At 56.6% G+C, this 22,233-nt stretch carries 10 protein-coding genes and 1 pseudogene; 6 read left to right on the forward strand and 5 right to left on the reverse strand.

Annotated elements, in window-relative coordinates:
- From miaB to ACF8AM_RS20875, 4 genes are all read right to left on the reverse strand, one after another.
- On the reverse strand, window positions 1-1,425 hold a 1,425-nt coding region (gene miaB / locus ACF8AM_RS20860), incomplete at its 3' end, for a tRNA (N6-isopentenyl adenosine(37)-C2)-methylthiotransferase MiaB (RefSeq protein WP_392557503.1).
- Window positions 1,422-1,634 carry a hypothetical protein gene (locus tag ACF8AM_RS20865; protein ID WP_392557504.1) on the reverse strand — a complete coding sequence of 71 codons (213 nt, stop codon included), beginning with the start codon at window positions 1,632-1,634 and terminating at the stop codon, window positions 1,422-1,424. The genes miaB and ACF8AM_RS20865, both read right to left, overlap by 4 nt.
- A gap of 48 nt (window positions 1,635-1,682) precedes the next feature.
- Complete coding sequence (locus ACF8AM_RS20870) at window positions 1,683-4,637, reverse strand: MMPL family transporter (protein WP_392557505.1); 2,955 nt, start codon at window positions 4,635-4,637, stop codon at window positions 1,683-1,685.
- Window positions 4,637-7,489: a secretin N-terminal domain-containing protein gene (locus ACF8AM_RS20875; protein ID WP_392557511.1), complete on the reverse strand. Its 2,853-nt coding sequence runs from the start codon at window positions 7,487-7,489 to the stop codon at window positions 4,637-4,639. Before ACF8AM_RS20875 ends, ACF8AM_RS20870 begins: the two co-directional genes overlap by 1 nt.
- Before the next feature lie 724 nt (window positions 7,490-8,213).
- Here ACF8AM_RS20875 and ACF8AM_RS20880 point away from each other — a divergent pair.
- The 3 genes from ACF8AM_RS20880 to ACF8AM_RS20890 are packed head-to-tail and all read left to right on the forward strand — an operon-like array spanning window position 8,214 to window position 12,219.
- Entirely contained in the window at window positions 8,214-9,404 is a 1,191-nt protein-coding gene (locus ACF8AM_RS20880) for a redoxin domain-containing protein (RefSeq protein ID WP_392557506.1), read from the forward strand.
- Window positions 9,401-10,924, forward strand: a complete 1,524-nt coding sequence (locus ACF8AM_RS20885) for a sugar ABC transporter ATP-binding protein (protein ID WP_392557507.1) — start codon at window positions 9,401-9,403, stop codon at window positions 10,922-10,924. The genes ACF8AM_RS20880 and ACF8AM_RS20885 overlap by 4 nt, the downstream gene beginning before the upstream one ends.
- A 5-nt stretch (window positions 10,925-10,929) precedes the next feature.
- Window positions 10,930-12,219, forward strand: a complete 1,290-nt coding sequence (locus ACF8AM_RS20890) for an ABC transporter permease (RefSeq protein ID WP_392557508.1) — start codon at window positions 10,930-10,932, stop codon at window positions 12,217-12,219.
- Here ACF8AM_RS20890 and ACF8AM_RS20895 read toward each other — a convergent pair.
- Complete coding sequence (locus ACF8AM_RS20895) at window positions 12,197-13,354, reverse strand: S1C family serine protease (RefSeq protein WP_392557512.1); 1,158 nt, start codon at window positions 13,352-13,354, stop codon at window positions 12,197-12,199. The two genes, ACF8AM_RS20890 and ACF8AM_RS20895, sit on opposite strands and share 23 nt — an antisense overlap.
- Window positions 13,355-13,971: 617 nt before the next feature.
- On the opposite strand from ACF8AM_RS20895, the gene ACF8AM_RS20900 reads away from it, so the two are divergent.
- From ACF8AM_RS20900 to hisH, 3 genes and pseudogenes are all read left to right on the forward strand, one after another.
- Window positions 13,972-19,452: a cadherin domain-containing protein gene (locus tag ACF8AM_RS20900; protein WP_392557509.1), complete on the forward strand. Its 5,481-nt coding sequence runs from the start codon at window positions 13,972-13,974 to the stop codon at window positions 19,450-19,452.
- A gap of 18 nt (window positions 19,453-19,470) precedes the next feature.
- A complete protein-coding gene (locus ACF8AM_RS20905; protein WP_392557510.1) occupies window positions 19,471-21,459 on the forward strand; it encodes a RecQ family ATP-dependent DNA helicase in 1,989 nt (662 codons plus the stop codon).
- A 90-nt stretch (window positions 21,460-21,549) separates the two neighbouring features.
- A pseudogene (gene hisH / locus ACF8AM_RS20910) lies at window positions 21,550-22,125 on the forward strand (imidazole glycerol phosphate synthase subunit HisH); the annotation flags it as partial.
- Window positions 22,126-22,233: the final 108 nt, after the last annotated feature.

Here is a 22,233-nt window from a genome sequence, read left to right on the forward strand (position 1 = left end):
TAGGCCCGGCATTCCGAGCGAGACGACTTCGACTGTTTTGACACGGCCGATCAGCGTGTGGCTGCTGACATCATCGATTTGAATGTCCATCAATTGGCCGGCTTGGCGTCGGTTGCCATCAAAGACCACGATCCGGTCGCAGATCGTTCGTCCGGTCATTTGCACGACGGGAGCATCCGGATCGGATTTGTCGGCTTTCTTGCTTGGTCCTTCGACCAAGACCTCGACTGTGTCGCCGATCAGTTTTTGGTTGTCTTCTTTCGAAATTCGATCTTGAACAGCCAGCAGTTCGTTGTTGCGAGCCGCTTTGACTTCCCGAGGCACATCGTCGATCAGGTTGGCGGCGGCTTTGGTGCCTTCGCGAACGCTGTACTGGAAGATGAAGCTGTTCTTGAATCGGCAGCGTTCGATCAGTTTCACTGACTTTTGGAAGTCCTCATCCGTTTCGCCGCAGAAGCCAACGATGAAGTCACTGCTGACCGAGGCTTCGGGCAGGATCGTTTCGATGCGTTCGAACATCTCCATGTAGTCGGCGATCGTGTAGCCGCGTTTCATGCGTTTGAGAACCGCATCGCTGCCACTTTGTGCTGGCACGTGCAAGTAAGGCGACACCTTTGGCAGATCGCGAATCGTTTCCAGCAACCGGGCGGTCATGTCTTTGGGGTAGTTCGTCACAAACTTGATGCGTTTCAAGCCATCGATGTCGTGCAGACGTTCCAGCAGACCCGCCATGTCGGTTTCGCCGTCCGGTCCGCGGTGGCGATAGCTGTTAACGGTTTGTCCGAGCAGCGTGATTTCGAGGGCACCTTGTTCAGCGAGCACGCGGGCTTCGGAAACAATCTCTTCGGGCGACCGGCCTTGTTCGGGACCGCGAGTGTTGGGCACGACGCAGTAGGTGCAGAACTTGTCGCAGCCGATTTGAATCCGCAGGTAGGCTTGGAAGGGAGTCGGCCGCATGGTTGGATCCCGCAGAGGATCGAACGTTTCGTGACTGCGAGCGACGACGGTTTGCTTGCCATCTTTCCGGCCCAGCGAAACGGCCATTTGCCGTCCTTCACCGCTGGTGACTTTCGTCAGCATGTCGGGAATCGCGTGCAGTTGTCCGGGGCCGACGACCATGTCGACGAAAGGGGCACGTCGAAAGATTGTTTCTTGGTCTTTCTGCGCCATGCATCCCATCACGCCGATCGTTTTTTCGGGATGGCGAGCTTTGGTTTCTTTGAGTTTGCCGAGGGCGCTGTACGTCTTTTCTTCGGCCTGCTCGCGAATGCTGCATGTGTTGTAGAGCAGCAGGTCGGCTTCGCCGGGCGTGTCAACGACGGTGTAACCGTTGCGTTTCAAGTCGGCGATCACCATTTCGCTGTCCAGAACATTCATCTGGCAGCCGACGGTTTTGATGTAAACAGTTTTAGTCATGGAGATCACTCCGGTTCATCTTCGGAAGGTTTTTTACTGGCTTCGAGAGCGGCCTTTTGGGCCTCTTGGGTTCGCTTGACGTGATCCCGCAGAAGTTCGGTCAGGTGGGCTTGGCGTCGGTTCATGGCGCTGACGACAATCCAGGCGGCAACCGCGGCTCCGGCGACCCACAGCCAGTTGATATTGGTTAGAAAAGTTTGTCCCCACAGCGCAATCATCGCTCCAGGATAACGCCCCGGGGCGGTTTCTCGGAAGGCGAGCCTTTTTCAATCGGTTGAGGGCCCGTTTGGCCTTTGAAAACGCTGGGAAGACGAGGTTTTTCGCCAGCGATCATGAAGCACGACAAAGCTGGGCACGAGCACGGTTCGCACATAAAGCGTGTCCAAGAGGACGCCGAGTCCAAGAGCAAAACCGAGTTCGGTGATCCCTCGAAGTGTAGTCGGGTGGCTGGCGATTTGGTCGCCCAGAGAAACGTCGGGGGGGCCGCCCAGGGCAGACAGACTATGCGTGATCCAGGGCCACCAGGACGACGCCGTCATGCTGATGAAGGTGGCGGCCATGACCAAACCGCAGGCGGTGATGATGCCACCGGTCCGAGCCACCGCGCGACGGACCGCCGCCAGCGAACCGAGTTTGCGTTTTTCATCTAGGATTAGGGTGACCAGGTAAAAGTTGTAGTCCTGTCCCACGGCGACCAGGATCACGAACAAAAAGATCGGCAGTTTCCAGTCCAACCCGGGAAAGGTCGGTCCATGCAGAAAACGAAAGAACAGGTAGGTCAGGCCCAGCGTGGTGTAGTAGCTGAGCAGAACCGTGCCGATCAGGTAGCTCGACAAGGCCACTTGGCGGATCACCAAAACCAGGACCGCGAAAACGGCGGCGATCACGGCGAGTTTGATCCGGAAGGTGTCGGACAGTGTGACTTCGCGAAGGTCCACGATGGACGGCGTTGTGCCCGCGTAGTACGCGTCGATCTGGAGTCCTGTTTGTTCGAGAGCGGCGGTCTGTTCCGCGATGGTGGCTTCGATTCGTTGGAGGTCGTTGCCAGCGGCTTCGCTGAATGGATCTTCGTGGATGATCACGTCCAGACGGATCAACCGATCGGCGTACTTCGGCATGGACGATACAAAGTGAAGCTGAGTCAATCGATGATTCTGAAGTGCTCGACGACGCCAGGCTTCACTGCTGAGCAAACTCATTTCTCGATCCGGCGGGAAATCACCGAGCGGGTCGTTGCGATGCCGGACGGCGGTGACGCCTTCGGTTTGATAGAGAGCCTGAGTGATGGTTTGCAGCGTTGATTTTTGCTGTTCTTCCTGCATTGGGTTTTCAGACAGCAGCAGCACCGAGATCGGCGCGAGCTGACCGATGCCAAACTCGCGATCGAGCACTCTCATGCCCTGTCGCGTGCTGGCCGAGGCTGACAATTGGCCGCTGATATCGTAGGTGACGGTGCGCTCATTTTGGAAACCAACCCATGCTGGTGGCAGCAACAGAGCCAGTCCGAACAGCAACGTCACCATCGGGCGACGGGTGAGTTGGATCGCCATCCAATTCCACAACCAGTCGCCAGGCGAGCTGTCTTTGTCATTGACGCTGCGATTGCTGATCAATTGAATTCGCGGTCGATGGCTGACTTGTCCCGCCGACGTCGGCCAAAAGACTTTGGGCCCCAACAAGCACAAACAGGCTGGCGTCAGGGTCATGCAAACGAGCAGCCCGATGGACAAACACACGGCGATGATCGGGCCCGTGTGATGGAACTTTCCAAAGTCGGCAAACCAGAGCATGCCCAAGCCAACGATCGTTGTCATCGCACTGCCGATCAGGGCACCGCTGACCTGCGTGAGTGCTTTTCGGCAGGCAACGGGCCAAGGCGATTGGGCGGCTTCTTCTCGTAAACGAGCGATCAGGAACAGGCAGTAGTCCGTGCCGGCACCAAACAGAATCACGACCACAAAGATCCGGCTGGTTGTGTAGATCTGAACGTCCAATCCGGGAACCCAGCCAGATTGCGAAGCTTGCGTGAGAAAGGTGACCGCGGCGGTCGACACCATCACCGCAATGGCGATCGAAAACAGGGGGACAGCAACCAGCAATGGGGCTCGGTAAACGATCGCCAGCAGCAACAGGATCATCACCACCGTGAACCACTCGGTGTACTGAATGGCTGAGCGAGCGGCCGAAAGGGTTTGCCCACCGATCGCGGCTGAGCCTGTGACAAGCAGTTGAGGCGAGCCGGATTTGGCGCGTTCTTCTTCGGTCAAGTAAACCTGGCTGTAGGCGATCGTCTGATCCACGATCTCTTGCAACTGTTCCAGCAATTCGATGTTGCCGGTCGCCGCCAGTTCACTGGCAAGCGTCAGCACCGCCAGTTGTGCTCGCGGGGTTTTGAGTTGCGAGCCGAGCGTCCGGTCTTCCCAACTGTAGATGTCCAGCAGCGGTTCCCAGTCCTCAAGCGGTCGTTTGGAAATTGGCAACACCGACATCGGCAGGTCCGAATCCAAGACCAAAGCGGCTTCCAGGTCTTCGGCGATTCGAGCTGTGGTCTCGGAGATGGTGTTGGTTTCATCTTCTGAGTTGTCGGTCTGCTGTTCCTTGGCGGATTCTCCGGTTGGTTGATTCGAGGGTGTGGTGGCGTCAGATGGCTCCGCTGCAACGGATGGTTGATTTACCATCTGAAGGCCAAGCAGGTTGCCGCGATCCCAGTAGGCGATGGCCAGCCTTGGTTCGTAGGGTGTCGGCGAGGTTTCTGGGACGCGATCACCAAGTGATTCGTAGAACTGCGAATCGATTTCAATCGCTTGATCCAACGCTTGGTTGGCAACGTTCCACCATCGTTTGGCCGTTTCTTCTTCACCGTTTTCGTGAAGCTGCGTCGCACGTTGCCAGGCGACCTCACCGAGGCGGTGATACAGACGGCGGATCAAATCCAGTCCGATCAGGCGATCGGTTTTGGTCAGGTCTTGGTCGGCACGCGAAAGGGTGACGACCATTTGGCTGCGCGCACGCGTGCCCAGGAAGGCTTCGTCGAGCAACTGTCCACCGGCGACGCTGGTTTGCGTTGCGGGGAGGTATTCAAAGTCGCCGTCGAGAGCGACTTGTTTCCAGGTGGGAGAAAGGACTTTGCAAAAAATGGCAAAGACGACCCAGCCCAAAACGATCCAATGAGCATGTGCGATGACCTGTCGAGAGAATCGTTGGGTGGCGCTGGTTTTCATTAATCGCGAGAGGGACGGCGACGCGGGGAGTCATTGTTATCGCGCTGACGATCATTCGAAGCGCGATCCCCGGAAGGACGCGTATCGGACTCAACTCCCAAAGCCGCCAGGGCTTGCTGGATGGCTTCGGCCGAGACGCCACCGCTGAGATTGATGATCTCAACGTCGCCTCCCGGTTTCGCGGCAACGTCCAACTTGTCGACCATCTCGGCGATCAAGTCAAGCAGCGATTCGCCCTCGGCACTGATCAACAGCGTGTTGCCGACTTCATCGACACCCATCGAAAGCTTGCCATTGAACGAGAAATCCTGGCCTCCGCCGTCTTTTCCGCTTTCGCTGTCTTCCAGACCGGTCCCACTTTCGCGGTTGCTTGCGTTTTGTTGTCCCCCCCGATTGCCGCCTTTGCCGCCGCCTTGGAAAGCCTTGTCGTTGCTGCTGAGCAAATCGCGGTAAGCGTCTTTGACCGTCTCTGCAATCTTCGAGGCTCTGCCGTATTGGATATGGATCAGCTTGGTGTAGCGGACTTTACGTGGGTTCACCGGTTCGGGGACATCCCACAGGCGAATCAGTTCTTCGATCGTTTGCAGTTGTTGTCCGGTCGCACCGGTGACGATCAAGGTTCCGGTGTCCGAGTTGGGGACAAATTTCAACTTGCCCGATGCACCCAGGCCTGTCGGCCCCTTCTTTTCGGAATCGTTGCTGCCGAAATACCAGCGATAGAAGTTATCTGCGTCATCATCCTCATCTTCTTCGTCATTAGCGAAGTAGTCTTCTAGGTCGAGTGCGACAAAGGACACGGACGCATAACGGATACGGAACACGTGGTACGGCCGACGCGGCGGCGTGACTTGAAGCATCAATTCTTCCAAGCGATCCAGTGCAGCGGTGTCATCGCTGCGAAGGATCAAGTTGCCCGCCGGATCGAGCTTGATTTCGATCTTGGGTTTGGAGGAGGCTGTTTCGGTCGAGACGGTTGTTGGTGTTGCTTCCGAGTGGTTGGTCGTGGTGGACGTTTCTTCGGGTTGTGTGTTCTCGGATGTATCGCCGTTGGAAACCGCGTTGACCCAAGTCAACTTGTCAGGGGAAGGTTTGAGGCGTGTGAGTTCTGATTCCGGTGGCAAGATGACTGCGGGCGCCTCCTCGGTCTCTTCTGTTGAATTTTCTTCTTCGGAATCGGATTCTTCCTCTTCACGTTCTTCGCCAATCGCATCGATCGGATCTTTGAATTCGTCTGCGTCCGGTAGAACCAATTCGGTGCCTGAAAGTTGCTGCCAGCGAGTTTGCAAGCGTTGCAGGTATTCGAGTGTTTCGGGAGTTGCCGACGCTTCGATGACTCGCATCGTCCGTTCGCTACCACCGGGAGGAGGCAGTTCACCGAGTTTGATCAGCAGGGAGCGGACCTCTTCCATTTCCGTTTCGTTGGCCCACAGCAAGACCTGGCGATAAGCGACGTTGGCGGTGACGCGGAATTTGTCTTTTTCCTTTTCGTCGTCGTCATTGTTTCCGCCCCATCCGTAGTAGCTGTATCGCGAACGGGAGTTGCTGTCGTCTTCTTCCGGTTCTTGACCCATCAGGAAAGAAATGGACTCCGCGACTTCAGCAGCGCCGAGGCGACGCAACTGCAGGACTTCCAGCTTTCGTTTGCCGCCGTCGAGTCGTTCAATCAGCGATTTGATGATGAAGCGATCCGCAGCCGAGCCGGAGACGATGACCGCCGAGTTGTCTTTGTCGACGCGGATGCGCGTGGTGGGTTCCAGCACGTTCATCTCTTGAGCGATCTCGATCAGCTTTTCAGGATCCAGTGATACCAATCGAAACACGTCGACTCGCGAGGTTGCGTCGGTGAGACTGCGGAGCGATCCACCGGGGACGTCAATGCGTTTGATGAATTCGGCAGCGATCGCGACTCGGTCGAGCGGGGCACGAATCAGCACGGAGTTTTGGCGTGAGTTGGCGACGATCGAAATTTCGACATCGCCTTTGGCTTCGCCGCCTTTCTTGCCTTGCTGTTGCTGCATCTGTTGCATGCGCTGCATCATCTGCATTTGTTGTTGCGACATCGGGGCGGAGTCTTTTTTCTCGACGCCGAGGAATTGTTCGAGCATCTTCTTGGCTTCTTCAGCCGGGATGTGCCGCAAGCGGAACTCGGGTGCCAAAGCGTCACGGCTGGCGGCATCGCGTTCTTCGGCGAGCAAGTGAGCGACTTGGCGGAGGTTCACCGCAACGTCCATCACTTCGATGCGATTGGTCGTAGCCAAAGGAATGATTTTGCCCGCGCTGCTGAGCATGGCTTTGAGTTCTTCCGAGAGCTTTTCAGCGGACAGCCAGCCGGCATCGAGCATCGTGCGCACAAAGCGGTGGTCTTCGAGTTCATTCAGTTCGCTGACTTCCACTCGTCGGACCATGCCGGGATTGACGGCATCGGTTTTGACAATCGCGATGCCACCTTCCAAGTCCAGCATGGTGTAACCGCGGGCGAGCAGGTGGCGGTTGATCAAGTCGGCGGTTTCGGCGACCGTCAATCGTTCGGGGCTGATCAGGTTGACCGTGTCGCCGGGGAGTTCTTGCCAGTCGATGGGTTGTTCGGAGATGTCTGACAACCAGCGCACCAAGTCGACCCAGCCTTGATTGCGGAACCGGAAGCCAACCTTGCCATCATCACCGATGGTGGCTTTGAGTTCGTTGGGGTCAGCGGATTGAGCGTCGACGCTATCACGACGAATGACTTTGGGGGGGGCTGGTTCAGACGGTTTACCTTCGGCTTCTTTTCCATCGGTTTTTTCTTGGCCTTTCCCATCGGGGGCAGCTCCCGGTGGCGGAGCGCCTGGTGGACGACCACCAGGGCCAGGCATCGGACCGTTGGTGGTGATCACTTTTCCATCTGCCGTTCGAATCACCGTCGGCCCTTGAGCCGACGACCGGGGCGAAGGGGTGACCACCAGGAGCGTTGCAGCGGCAGCGCAGCTCAACCAACGCAACAGCAGTTTGCCGCGAATGGTCGTTCCGTGCTGACCCGCACGAGCTGCGAGTTGAGACGTACCGTGAGTGTGGAGAAGCAGCACAGCGCGCTCGCGAAAAGAGAAGCAAGGGATGTCGTGGGGGCATCATGGGGGCATGAAGGCGGATGGAATCCCCAAGAGTGCATTATGGACGAACCCCCCTGACAATACAACGAAAAGACCAGGGTTCCTCCAAAGCAGACTCTCGACGCGTAAAAAGCGGATTGTTACCCTTGAAGGATGGCCGCTGCCTGGGGCAAAAGAGTGGTGTTTGCTGCCGCGAACCAAGGAATTCTGAATCGTCGAGCTCTGTCTGGATGCCACTTGGAATCGCCGAATGCCGTTGGCTTCGTTGCGGTTTCGACTTCGATGAACAATTCGGCGTTGGGTTCACTACAGTATTCGTATTGCACTCCACCGGATGGTTGCTGTTGCATTGTCCCGCGAAAGGTTGCCGCCGAGGCATCTTTGGATCGAACAGGGCGAGTGTTTTTGCTAGACGGACATTGTGAGACGAGTGTCGAGCACTGCTCGGTCGATTTCCTTTCTTCACCAAATGAACGCAGAGTTGTTTTCAATGACCCGCTTTTTTTCGCTTCCCGTCGCGTGGACACGTCAGGCCCTGTTGGGGGCTGCCTGTGGAGTTGCTTTTTTGACCGGAGGCGTTGCGGCACAAGCCGAGCCGACGTTGACCATTGGGTCGAAGGCACCAGCACTGGACATCGAACATTACATTCACGAAGAGCTTGGCAAATTTGGTCCTGTCACCAACTTTGAAGAAGGCAAGGTCTACGTGGTCGAGTTTTGGGCGACTTGGTGTGGTCCCTGCATTCAAAGCATGCCCCACTTGGTTGAGCTGCAAGAACGTTACCGCGATCAGGGCGTTCAAATCGTCAGCATCTCGGACGAAGACCTGGAAACGGTCGAAGGCATTCTCGAACGAGATTATCCCGGGAAAGAAGGCGTCACGTTCGCCGAGCTGACCTCGGCTTACACGTTGACCGTCGACCCAGATGGGTCGTCCACGGACGACTACATGCGTGCTGCGAATCAGAACGGGATCCCTGCCGCCTTCTTGGTTGGCAAGACGGGCGTGATTGAATGGATCGGCCACCCGATGAGCATCGACGAGCCACTGGAACAAGTCATTGAAGGCACTTGGGACCGGGATGCGTTCAAAGAGCAAATGGCGCGTCAGCAACGCTTGGAAGAAGCGATGCAAAAAGTCAATCGTTTGGCAGGGGAAGGAAACTTCGACGACGCGATCAAAGTCATCGACAAAGTGCTCGAAGAGTTTGAAGGTGCCGATGACGAGATGAGCCAATCCGTTCGCAAGCAACTGACCCAGTTCAAATTCGGTTTGCGTTTGGATTCAGGCGATCTTTCGGAAGACGTGATGACGTACTTCCGTGGCCAACTGAAAGAAGCCAAGGGCAACCCACAGGCCATGGCGCAGTTCGCTTACGGGTTGATGTCATCGATTCAACAAGGAGCCGAGGTCGGCGATTTGGCGGATGAAACGCTGGTGGCACTCAACGCGGAAATCGAAGGTGCAAACCCGCAAATCCAACCTTTGATGCACGTTCTTGTGGCACAAATGAACGCTTCGTTGGAACGATTCGACGCGGCGATCGAAGCCCAGAAGCAGGCCGTTGAGAAATCGGAAGGCCGTCAAAAGGATCGCATGGAAAGCATGCTCGAAGAACTGCAAGAGCTTGCGGGCCAGGGGGCAACTGCAGAAGTCGACTCGCCGGAAGAAGGTGAGTGAGTCAGGCTCAGGCGGGCAGTCCTGATCAATCGTCTCGTTTGCGGTTGTCGGGAATCAGTAAACGGTTTGGATCCACCCAAGCCCTGTCGAATGTTTCGATGGAGGTGAGGGGGGGACAAGCCGTTGCGGTCATTGGTGAAAATGGTGCCGGCAAAAGTACCTTGATGAAGGTGCTGGCCGGGATCGTTTCGCCCGACCAAGGGCAGGTTGAATTGGACGGTCGAGTTCTGGCTTGGTCGGGCCCTCGCGACGCGATCGACGCTGGGATTGCGTTGATTCATCAAGAGTTGAACCTGCACGACAACCTGAGTGTTGCTGAGAATTTGTTTCTTGGCCGTGAGCCCTCTCGCTTTGGTTTGCTGGACCGAGCAGAACTTCGACGAGCGGCGTCGCTGTGGCTGGAACGAGTGGGGTTGTCAGTGTCCCCTGATGCACCGGTGGGACCGCTTCCGATCGCGTCGAAGCAGTTGATTGAGATCGCGCGAGCTTTGGCGACCGACGCTCGCGTGGTCATCATGGATGAGCCCACCAGCAGCCTCAGTGAAGAGGAATCGCTGCGGTTGTTTGAGTTGATTGAACGTTTGCGCGAAGAAGGTGTGGCGATCATTTACATCTCCCACCGTTTGCACGAGATCATCCGTTTAGCGGACCGAGTCGAAGTGCTGCGTGATGGCGAGCATGTCGAAACACTCACAACGCCGGACATCACCCATGATGCGATGGTCCGAGCCATGGTTGGACGCGATCTCACGCGTCGTTCCCACGAGGCCTCGAAAGAATGCCTTGAGCCGCGGCTGACCGTGTCAGGATTGAAGGTTGGTTCCAGTGCAGCACCGCCGGTCGATTTGCAGGTGCGAGGCGGGGAAGTGGTCGCGCTCGTGGGATTGGTCGGAGCCGGTCGGACGGAAATCGTGGAAACGATCTTTGGTGTTCGGGATCGGTTTGGCGGAGAAATTCTGGTGGATTCGAAGCCGGTGAAAGTTGGTGTCGATGGTGCCATCGCAGCCGGGTTGGCGCTGGTGCCCGAGGATCGAAAGCGAACCGGGCTCTTGGTTCAATCCAGTGTTGGTGACAACACGACGCTCGTCTGGATGGCTCAGGAGGGCGTGTTTCGCAATCGCAAGGCGGAACGAGCGACAGCCGCAGAGCTGATCGACCGTCTGCGTGTGAAGACCGCGTCCCAAGAAATTGAAATCGCGTCTTTGTCCGGTGGAAACCAACAAAAGGTGGCTCTGGCAAAGTGGTTGGCGGGCGATGTGAAGGTCTTGATGCTCGATGAGCCAACACGAGGAGTCGACATTGGCGCAAAATCTGAGATCTACGAAGTGATCGATCAGTTGGCGAACCAAGGCATGGGAGTGTTGGTGGTCAGCAGTGAAATGGAAGAAGTCTTTGCAATCGCCGACCGTGTGATTGTCATTTCCGATGGTTGCGTCGCGGGTGAATTGGCAAGATCAGAATTGACCGAAGAGGCGATCATGCGTCTCGCGGTGGCAAAGGGCGAACCAGCCCAAGGTTGAAACGAATGCGTGGCAAGAATTTTGGCATCTTTGCGTTGCTGATCGCGATTGTGGTCATCGCAACTTGGTTGGAAGGCAACTTCGTGGCCGCCGCCAATCTGAAGACATTGATCCGCGATACCAGTCTGTATGGGTTGATCTCGATCGGTGTGGCGATGGTGATCATCACGGGCGGCATTGATCTGTCCATTGGATCGTTGATTGCATTGTGCGGTGTGATGATGGTGCAGGTCATTGACGTGCGCTATGAACGCTACGATTCGGTCGGGAGCATCGTGGAGATCGAGCGACCGGACGAAGGTGATACTCGCATCCGGATGGATTCCCAAATGGATCCGATTCGGGCAGGAGACCGAATGGTTTACGCGGGGGTTTTCAGCGAATCAAAGGTTTATTTGACGGGCGAAGTTCAAGAAGACGGCCAAGTTTGGTGGACGACTGGCAACCCGGTGCGTTCGCTGCAGCCTGGAACCGCCGTGTCGATGGAACGCATCCGTTACACGAACCCATTGTTGGCGTGTGGGTTGGTGTTGTTGGCGGGCGCGCTGATCGGTGGCTTGCACGGGTTGCTGGTGACGCGCGCGCATTTGCAACCGTTTGTCGTGACGCTGTGTGGTTTGCTCGTGTATCGCGGATTGGCTCGCGTTTGGACCGGCGACGATCAAGTCGGTTTGGGCAGCGCGTTGGCTGATTTCAAAGCGACGGTGACCGGAAACGTCTTTGAAATCCCTCTGCCGTTGGTGGCGAAGTTGTCGGGCGCGTCGGAGTCGTGGTCCGAGTGGACTTGGATTGCATTCCCCTTCACGGGTCTGTTGTTGATCTTGGTCGCGTTTGTGGCCTGGGTGTTTTTGGAACACAGCGTCGCTGGTCGTCACTTGTTGGCCGTCGGCGAAAATGAAGAGGCAGCCCGCTTCAGTGGTATTCGTACGGAGCGGTTGATCGTGATGGCGTACGTGGTCAGCGGGCTGCTGGCGGCACTCGCAGGGATTCTGTTCCTGCTGGAATGGAACTCGGTTCAGCCCGGATCAAGCGGTAATTTCTACGAGCTGTACGCGATTGCGGCCGCGGTGCTGGGCGGTTGTTCGCTGCGCGGTGGACGCGGCGCTGTGTTCGGCGTGATCGCTGGTGCCGCAGTGATGCGATGCCTTTACAAAGCCATTGTGGTCTTGGGCATTGAGCAGCAATGGGAGATGGTCATCATTGGTGGCGCGCTGTTGGCCAGCGTGCTGTTTGACGAAGTCTGGCGACGCTACCAGTTATGGAAGTCGTCGGTCAGGGTTGAAACGTCAGCGTGACTTCGGTGCGATAGCGTTTGCCATCTCGAAGAATGACCATCGAGATGGGACGTTGATCGGGTTGGGCCATGCCAGCCAACGCGACCAAGTGATCGTCGTCTTCGACGTTGATGGAATCAAACTGCAGGATGATGTCACCGCGTTGCAGGTGAGCTTTCTCGGCGGGGGAACCGGGACGGATGTCTTTGACTCGAGCCCCACCCAGTTTAATTTCTTCGCGCGGACCAAAGTGCGAATCGAAGTCCGGTGTGATCTTCATCGAGGCGTAAATGCCCGATGCTGGGGACAGGTCCGCCGCCGCGAAATTGGGGTCCAAAGTGACACCGAGGTACCCGCGACGAAGGCGGCCGTGAACGATCAATTCCTCGGCCACACGAGCGGCCATGTTGATGGGGATGGCGAATCCAATCCCTTCACTGCCACCACTGCTGCTAGCGATCGCGGTGTTGATCGCGATCACCTCACCACGAAGGTTCAGCAGTGGACCGCCGCTGTTGCCGGGGTTGATGGCAGCATCGGTTTGAAAGAAGTCCTGCAGATCAATTCGTTCTTCGCCCAGTGATAAATCTCGCCGTCCTTTGGCACTGAGGATTCCAAAGGTGACCGAGTGGCTGAGTCCGAACGGGCTGCCGATGGCGATGACGAAGTCGCCAATTTGAACTTGGTCGCTGTTCGCCAATCGGGCTGGAGGAGGCATCTTTGCAAACGAGCTGGTTCCACGGCGGATGGAATCTCGCTCAGCTGATTCGATGCCCGCAATCGAAGGCGACAGTTTCATGACAGCGACATCGGTGTTGGGGTCCATCAAAATCTTTTCTGGAACCCAACGTCGACCATCGCTGGTACGCATCACGATCTGGTTGGATGCGGCGCCTTTGATGACGTGACGATTGGTCAGCACCCATGCTTCGCCCGCGACGTCGAGAACGACACCACTGCCGGCTTCGTCGAACGATTCGGCGGTCGCTCCGCTGCCCTGGGTCTTGTGGGCCTCGATGTGGATCACGCTGGGTTTGACGAGATGGCTGACCCGGCGGACCAAATTACCCAACCGGTCGAAGTGCTCAAACTCTTCTGCGAGTTCGTCGAACAATCGATCGCGTGCCACATCGACTTGATCGGACGATGGCAGCATGGCCCCCGAGCGAGGTCCTTCCAGGCGGGAGCCTGTGCCAACCGCCACTGAGTCGGCCGATGGTTTTCGAAGGACGTAAGGGGGGACGCTGTCCTGGGCCGCAGCCGAACGGCTATGGTGAACTCCAGACAACAACGCCAGCAACATCAGCGATGCCGCTAGCAGGATGGTGCTGAAGGAGAAATTCATCGGGATTCCGGCATGGATCGGAAATTGTTTGTCGTGGATTGAGGCACGACTGCATTCGTCACGTTGGAGATGGATCACGTTGGCGAACGTCCGGACGCGGAATGGGAACGATGAGGAACGGGGGCAGCCCCGGACGCTGGCCAGCCAAAAAGGCAGCGAGAGAGCGGGGCGATTCTACGCATCGTCCAAGTCGCCGGGCCAGCTTTCGTTTGCGGAAACGCTGACGCATAACTGCCAGAAACCGACCAATCCGAACGCGAATTTCTCGCGAGCTGCTCATTTCGAGGGTGCAAGGGGTGCGATTATCCCGGTCTTTTGGGTTAAAGGGGTGTTCTGTGTTGTTTGGCGGGGGGCCGACATTTATTCTGAGGGTCATTATCCGGTCCCTTGATTAGGGGATTTATCCAACGTGAACGGCTGGTCTCAACATGAAACGCACCCCTTGGAAAGCTCAACCTTCTCCGTCCCGCACCAATTCGAAGCGTGCTCGCGAACGATCCGCGGCTCGAAAACACTCCAGGTTGCGACGCAGCCGAATGGAAACGTTGGAGAGCCGGCATTTGTTGGCCGCGATCAGTGGCGAAGTGTTTTTGGATCTTGACCAGAACGGGACGCGGCAGGCATCCGAAGAAGGTGCCGCGGATGTTCGCGTTTACTTGGACGAGAACGTCAACGGGATCATGGATGAAGGCGAGGAGTCTGTGCTGACGGACTCGGCAGGTGTCTTTTCATTCTCTCAATTGCCGGCTGGTGAATATCATGTTCGCGTGTTGCCGGACCAAGGTTTGGTTCAAACTGCACCGCAAAGGTCATTCGGTTTGTTGGAAACGGTGACGGATGAATTCGGTGTGAGTGTTCGTGGGTCTCAGGCGTTTCAGTTTGGAACGAATGAAGTCGACAATGAACGCATTGTGGAGTTGCTTGGCCAGCCCACGGTCAGTCGCCTCGACGGCATCGCGCGAATCAACGATGGAGATCTGTTGGCGGTCGACACTCGTGCCAACGAAGTGTTTCGAATCAACCCCAGCAATGGCGAGATCACGCGTTTGGGAACCACGAACGTCGACATCGTCGGCGGGTTGGCCTACGACGCGGTCACGGACAGTGTTTACACCCTGGTACAAGGTGGTGGCGACAATTCACTGCGGCGTCTTGGTCGATTGGATGTGAATACCGCCAAGACGACATTGATCGGCGGCGGACGTTCGGGGTTGGCATCGGTCGCGGACATCACGTTTGATCCTGTCAACCGAAGATTGATTGGATTCGACGACACCGACAACGAGTTCTTCGCGTTCGACTTGTTTGGTAACGGCCAGACATTGTCCTATTCTTCGCGGAGCGTCGACACGTTCACGATGAGTTTGGCCGGTTCGGAACTCACCGCTGACTTGCCGGCGGACAGCACTTACGTGACGATGTTCGATGCTGATGATACGGGGTTGGTGTCGACGATTTTGGTCGACGTTGACACGGGGGAGGTCACCGATTCGTTTCGTGTCGATCATCCGATCAAACCTGTTGCACTGACTCGCCCAACCACCGGCAACAATTCTCAGTATGTTGAGGTGACCGAGTTTCAGTCGGTCGCCGGTTTGCAGTTTGGAATCTCGCAAGACGTGATTGGATTCCGGGTTCGTCCGAGCAATCCCGAGTCCGGCGTGGGGGCCTTGGGGCAAGAGGGGCTGACTGTGGTCGGCGGTGCAATTGGTTCCGACGTCGTGGAGGTGACGTTGAATCGACGTCCAGACTCGGACGTTGTCTTGAACTTGGAGATCGTCGCACCCGGTGGAAGCAATCCTGGCGTGACCTTGGAAACCACCCAGCTTGTGTTCACGCCCGACGATTGGGATCAAGTCCGTCGCGTGGTGGTTTCACCCGACACTGACAATCCAGTGAACGTCATCACCAGTGTCGACCTCGAGTTTTCGGTGGACTCCGATTCGTCGGACCCTGCTTGGGGAGTTCTCCCGCTCAAGAGTGTCAGCGTGCGAGTGTTGCCTCCGGTTTTGTCGGTGGAATTGAACCAGCCAGTCATCAACGAGATGATGATTGAAGCCGGGTTCGCCCAGACGTTCAATAGCTTGAATGACCAGTACATTGAGTTCCGAGGCACACCGAACGAACGTTTGCCCGATGGAACTTACTTCGTTGCGATTTCCGAAGATAACTTCAGCGAAGGTACGGTTGAAACGATCATCGATTTGTCAGGTCAGTCGTTTGGTTCCAACGGCTTTTTAGTTCTGTTGCAGGAAGGCAACAGTTACGAAGCCGCATTTGGTTCGCGGGTTTTGGAGAGCGATGAGTCGGGGTTCATGGGGCTTCCTGGCGACATCTACACCGATGAGTCGGACAATGGTTCCTTGTTGCGCACCTTTGACAACCGCGGCTACTTTTTGATTCAAACGGATGTCCCGCCAGTCCTGGGGGATGACATCGACACGGATGACGATCAACGGGCGGACGAAGGCGGTTTGTTGTCGACTTGGGACGTGCTGGATGCGCTCTCGATCCAGGATTACGTGTTTGGGGACAACTTCGCTTACGCTCCGATTCTGTTTGCTGAGAACATCGGTTCCAGCTCGCGAAGTTACGTGTTGCCACCGGGTGGAACGGTCGTCGAGGCCGATGGCTTCGGCTATGTCGGTCGACTAGGCGATTCCATTGGTTCCTCGGCAGAGGATTGGGTGTTCGGTACGCCAGTGGACGCGGCCGACGGGTCGGCAATTGAATTTGAAACCGGCGGCAAGCACGAGTTGTTGTCGTCGTCGGTATCGCAACCCGCGCTGGCGGATCGATTGCTCAACCACATCGGTGAAAGCAACTTCGTAGGCGGTGTTCGGGGCCAGATCATGCTGGCACCATCCGCCGGAGCGATTGCCAATGGGGCTCCCGAGGATCTGAGGTTGCCAGGCCAGGGCGTGACAGTCTTCGCGGACACCAATGGCAATGACCGGTTGGATGATCTGACCTTTGTCGTTGAGCCGGATGATGTGGTCCCACCGTTTGATCCGCTGGATCCAACGGTTCAGGATCTCGACTACGTTCTGACCAACCAATATCCTGGTGTCACGATCACGAGCACCAGCGGGAATTCTTTCTCGAACACTCCAATTCTGGCGGAACGTCAGTACCTGAGTGGTCGAATCAGTGGCAACCGCGTGTTCAGCGATGGTGGGTTCCAGCAGTTCACAGATTACAACCGATTGCGGTTTGATTTTTACCGGCCCGTCAAATCGGTCTCGATTGATGCACTCGGCAGTGCGTTCACGTCCTTCGTTTCCTACGGACGGTTGGATGCATTCAATATCGACGGTGATCTGATTGCCACGGCAGTGAGTGGTGTGTTGGTGAACGGTCGTCGCGAAACGGTGACATTATCGGTTCCCTCGGATGAGATCGTTCGAGTCGAGGCCTACACCGACACCAGCATCATCGGTGGAACCACGTTTGGTGCCTTTGATCGATTGACGTACACGCAAAGCGAAGCGTATGCCGAAACGGATCAAGACGGCATCTATGAGTTGCGATCGTTGTTCGAAGGCGACTATGACCTGCAAGTCCAAACGGGAACTGGGGCAACCGCGTTGCTCGGTGCCGCCGAACATCCCTTCACTGTTTCGCGTTTTGAAAACTACGTTTTCGAAGACGTGTTCCGGGTCAACACGCTTCCGAAAACCACCGACCAAGTGATCTTGGTTGATGAGAATTTGCCCGCTGGTACTGAGATCATGGTTCAGCAAGCGGATGACGCGGATCAGCCGGTCGATGGAGGCGTGCCGCTGTTGTACGAAATCATCGGTGGGAACTCAGACGGGTTAGTGGTCGAATCCAGCACGGGACATTTGACCGTGACCGGTGAAGCAGATTTGGACTTCGAGACGGAGCCCAATCGAATCATCACCATGCGAATCACGGATGCTGCGGGCGCGAAGACGACGAACCGAATCACGCTCTCGCTGCGTGACATCAATGAGGCACCAGTCGTGGAAGACACGCCTTTGATGGTGACCGAAGATGTGCCAGCGGGGTCCGCCATTGGTCGCGTCAAAGCGTTTGACCCTGACATTGCGCACGACCAAACGTTGACATTTGAGTTGGTCGGCGGTGAGGCACAGAATGATTTCAGCGTTGACCCTGCGACGGGCGTGGTCACGTTGTTGAACGCGGACAGTTTGGATTTCGAGAACAACACTCAGCGTACATTGCTGGTTCGTGTCAGTGACGACGCGGCGATTCCAGCAGAGACCATTGTTGAACAGCAAATTTTGGTTCTCAACGAAAATGATCGGCCGTCGATTTCTCAGACCCAGTTCACCCTGTCTGAAGACGCGACGGGAGAATTGTTCCGTCTGGTTGTCGATGACCCCGACGAAGATCAAACGCATCGCTTTGATGTGATTGGTGGAAGTGCCGCTAACTTCGTTCAGGTCACGCAAGAAGGCGCCGTGCGATTGCTGCCCGGTGCTGAGTTGGATTACGAGTCGTTGCCGAACCTGACGCTAGCGGTTCGTGTGAGCGACAACGGTGGTCCGCCCTTGGCTGAAACAGCCACCATCCAGATTTCATTGTTGAATATGAATGAACAGCCAACGTTGCAACCGTCCGTGGTGCAGTTCAACGAGGGCAGCATTCCTACCGCCGACCAGGTTTTGACGCTGGTGGATCCAGAGCAGCGGCCGGAAGATTACAGCCTTGAGTTGCTGGACGGGCCTTCGAGCTCACTGTTTGAATTTGTTGCCGGAACGGGCGCCGAATCGGGAACGGGAACATTGCAACTCGCGTCCGGCATGGAACTGGACTACGAGGATCAAGCCATCCATTCATTGAGTTTCCGAATCACGGACACGGCGGATAGCTCCGTCGTTCCGATCACTGAAACCTTGCAGGTGGAAGTCCTCAACCGAAATGAGGATCCCAGCATCACCACGGAGCGTGTTGTCGTCTCGGAAGTGCCTTATCCAAACGGGGCGCCCACTTCGAGCGAAGGTTGGGTGATCGTTGGCCGGATTGATGTGACCGACCCAGATGGTGACTTGGTCACCACGCAATTGGTTGGTGGCACCGGATTTGGCAACTTCGATTTGGATCCGAATTCTCGGTTGCTGCGGGTTCGACCGGGAGCGGTCTTTGACGTCGACGCGCCGGGGGCACCAGCCCAGACGTTGGTGATTCGTGCGGATGATGGCACGACCTCGACCGACCGCACCATCACAGTGGATGTGAACAACGTCAATGAGCCACCAGTGTTTGATCTGGCGATTGCCGATGCAACGTTCCAAGACCGAACACTGGTCAGCGGCGAGTATCTGGAAATGCAATTGCCCGAGAATATGGTCAGTGATCCCGAAGGCGGAAACTTCTCAATCCGCATCTTTGGTGAATCAGGCACGTTGCCAAGCTGGATGAAGTACGACATTGAAACACAAACGTTGACGGGGACACCGGGGCCGCTGGATACTGGTGTTTATCAATTGACGGCTCGTGCGTTGGAATTCGGACCTCGCCCATTGGCGACGGATGTTGAGTTCACTTACACCGTTGCGATGGGGACCACACCGTTTCAAAACGGCCGCAACCGTTATGATGTCGATTCCAACCAATCCGTTGCACCGCTGGATGCACTGCGAATCATCAACCACTTGCAAGTCAACGGTCCCGGACCGATGGACGCCGGCAGTCTGGAGTCATTCCCAGGGTTCTTGGATGTTTCCGGCAATGGCGAGGTCACATCCTTGGATGCTTTGCTCGTCATCAATGAAATCAATCGTCTGGCGAACGAAGCGAACCAGGCTGAAGCGGGGGCTGAGCCCGTCGTGGTCGAGACTTCGGTCGATGATTTCTTGCGTCGAGAAGACGCGGTGGATGAGGTGTTGGCAGCGGAATGGGATACACCGACACTGTTTTAATCGAGAAGATGAGGCACCATGGCAGAAACGGGCACGGACGCTGAAGACGTTGCGTCTGGAGCTGGCTTGCGTTCGACCCGTTGGGCACACGCCGAGCGGGTTTTGAAGGACTCGTTTGGCTTTGAACGTCTGCTGCCGCCTCAACAGAAGGTCATTGAGCGACTGTTTGACGGTCGCAACGTGGTCGCGTTGATGCCCACGGGCAGTGGAAAAAGTCTGTGCTATCAATTGGTCAGTCAGTGTCTGCCTCACCTGACGGTGGTGGTGTCACCGTTGGTTGCTTTGATGAAAGACCAAGGTGATTCGCTGAAACGGCGAGGCATTGAAGTTGCCAGGTTGGACCATTCCGCTTCGCCGCAGGAACTTCGCGTGGATCTGCAGCGGGTTCGGTCGGGGCATTGCAAACTGCTGTACGTCTCTCCTGAACGTTTTTTCAATGAGCGTTTTCAAGCGGTGTTGGGTGGAACTCCCATTTCGATGTTGGCGGTTGACGAAGCTCATTGCATGAGCGAGTGGGGGCACCACTTTCGCCCCGAGTACCTGCGATTACCGGACGTGGTGGAGGAGCACAGCATCCCGCAAGTGTTGGCGTTGACAGCGACCGCGCCGCAACGTGTCGTTCGCGAAATTCGCTCGGCGTTTGGTTTGGAACGAACCGATGTTGTGAAGGTTCCCACGCATCGTTCGAATTTGCACCTGCAGTGCACACAGGTGACCTCTCGTGAGCGGGACGAGCGATTGCTGGAACAGCTTCGCAAGGCGGCGAAGTCTCGAACCAAAGGCGTCACAATTGTGTATGTCACTCGTCGTCGAACCGCGGAACTACTGGCCGAGTCGCTTAACGAGGAAGGCCTTTCTGCGATGGCTTATCACGCAGGATTGACCAGTGAACAACGGGATTCAATTCAGCAGTGGTTCCTCGATTCCAACAACGGAATCTTGGTGGGCACGGTGGCATTTGGGATGGGGGTGGACAAGCCCAACGTTCGCCGCGTGATTCACTACAACCCATCGTCATCGTTGGAAGCGTACAGTCAAGAGATCGGGCGAGGCGGTCGCGATGGCAAGGCGACACAGTGTCAGACTTGGTTGGTTCCTGAAGACCAAGTCGCCATTCGGAATTTGCCATGCAGCGATTGGCCGACGAAGGAGTCGGTGGAACGTTTGCTGGATCGATTGATCGGCCAGCCGGATTCGTTTTATTTGGCGCTCGGCAAGTTGGCCTGGGAAGTGAATCTGTCATCCGGCGTGGTTGGCACCTTCATGATTCAGTTGCGACAACGGGGGTGTTTGGAATTGTTGCCTGCTCGGTACGACGTCTACCGAGTTAAACCGAGGTGTGAAATTTCGGAAATCGCTTCCCGAAGCGGATCGATCGATCCTGAGGCTGTTTCGGCGGTGGTCGCGTCGTTGGTGAAAGCCAAGCGGGCGTACCGCGTCAATTTGGTGGTGGCAACGCGGCAGTACCGCGTTTCTCGAATTCGCCTGGTTGCGGCTCTGGAAGAGTTGGCGTTGTCCGGAATCGTCGAATTGGAAGCGTCCGATTTGATGCACGGGTTCCGCTGGGTCGAACGAATCGCTCGACCCGCGGCGACAGTGAAACATTTGCTCAAACGCTTTGACGAATCGATGGCGGCGACGCAGCAACGCATCGATTCGATGATGGATTTTCTGGGCTGCGACCAGTGTTTGCCGGTCTCGATGGCGGCTCATTTCGGTTCGCGCCGTTCGCGTCCCTGCGGAAAATGTTCGGCCTGTCGCGGAGAAGGGCCATGGGACACACGCCTGAATTCGACTGATTCCATAGGAGATTCTGCTCCAAAAGCGTTGGCAGATGCGATGTCGGAGTATCCCGACCTCTTTTCAGATCCGATCGATCGGGCCAAATTCCTGTGTGGCTTGTACACGCCCGCTTTCATGCGTTTTCGTGTGAACCGACATTTTGGCTTTGGTGTCTGTGAATCGGTTCCCTTCACCACCGTATTGACAGCGATGCGAGCGAGCTGATGTTGTAAAACGACCGACGGCACACCATTCCCCTGACTTTGTTCTCTCGTCACCCCATTCCCTCGAAACCGCTTTTTGAGACTGGCACCCATGATCACCATCGTCGACTATCAAATGGGAAACCTCCGCAGTGTTCAAAAGGCGGTGGAACGTTCGGGCGTGGAGGCGGAGATCACCAGTGACGCCAGCCAAATCGCTTCGGCGGAGCGATTGATCTTGCCGGGTGTGGGCGCGTTTGGAGATGCGATTGGCGAAATTCGTCGGCGTGATTTGGAAAAACCGATCAAAGATTTCATCGCATCAGGAAAACCCTTTTTGGGAATTTGCTTGGGCCTGCAGATGTTGTTTGAACAAGGCCTCGAGGGTGGCACCCACGAAGGGCTGGGGGTGCTGGCAGGTGACGTGATCCCGTTTGAACTGCCCGCCGAGTTCAAGGTCCCGCACATGGGATGGAACGCGGTCGACGTGCAACCCGCGGGGGCTGATCTTGGCATTGCATCCGGCACCCATTTTTACTTTGTGCACTCGTACTTCGTTCGCCCGACCGACCCGTCGGTGGTCGCGCTGACGTGTGACTATGGCGGCGAGTTTTGTGCTGCCGTGCGTCGACGGGGACGCCGTGGCGATGGTCGGTCTGCTGGACGCGGACTCCGCCGGCGAGATCGTCGCAGTGGCGGTCACGCCGGACCCGACGGGAGCGTGGAGCACCCCGCTGGTCGTGCCCCCCTCGACCCGCCCCGGGGTGTACCCGCTGACGGCCCGCTGCACGACCTA

Origin of the sequence: Rhodopirellula sp. JB055 (assembly GCF_043100905.1) — a bacterium.
GTDB lineage: Bacteria > Planctomycetota > Planctomycetia > Pirellulales > Pirellulaceae > Rhodopirellula.

Coding starts and splice junctions, on each gene's coding strand:
- ACF8AM_RS20890 (WP_392557508.1), top strand. CDS start 10,930: ATGCGTGGCAAGAATTTTGGCATCTTTGCGTTGCTGATCGCGATTGTG.
- ACF8AM_RS20880 (WP_392557506.1), top strand. CDS start 8,214: ATGACCCGCTTTTTTTCGCTTCCCGTCGCGTGGACACGTCAGGCCCTG.
- ACF8AM_RS20865 (WP_392557504.1), bottom strand. CDS start 1,634: ATGATTGCGCTGTGGGGACAAACTTTTCTAACCAATATCAACTGGCTG.
- ACF8AM_RS20900 (WP_392557509.1), top strand. CDS start 13,972: ATGAAACGCACCCCTTGGAAAGCTCAACCTTCTCCGTCCCGCACCAAT.
- ACF8AM_RS20895 (WP_392557512.1), bottom strand. CDS start 13,354: ATGCTGCCATCGTCCGATCAAGTCGATGTGGCACGCGATCGATTGTTC.
- ACF8AM_RS20870 (WP_392557505.1), bottom strand. CDS start 4,637: ATGAAAACCAGCGCCACCCAACGATTCTCTCGACAGGTCATCGCACAT.
- ACF8AM_RS20905 (WP_392557510.1), top strand. CDS start 19,471: ATGGCAGAAACGGGCACGGACGCTGAAGACGTTGCGTCTGGAGCTGGC.
- ACF8AM_RS20875 (WP_392557511.1), bottom strand. CDS start 7,489: ATGCCTGGCCCTGGTGGTCGTCCACCAGGCGCTCCGCCACCGGGAGCT.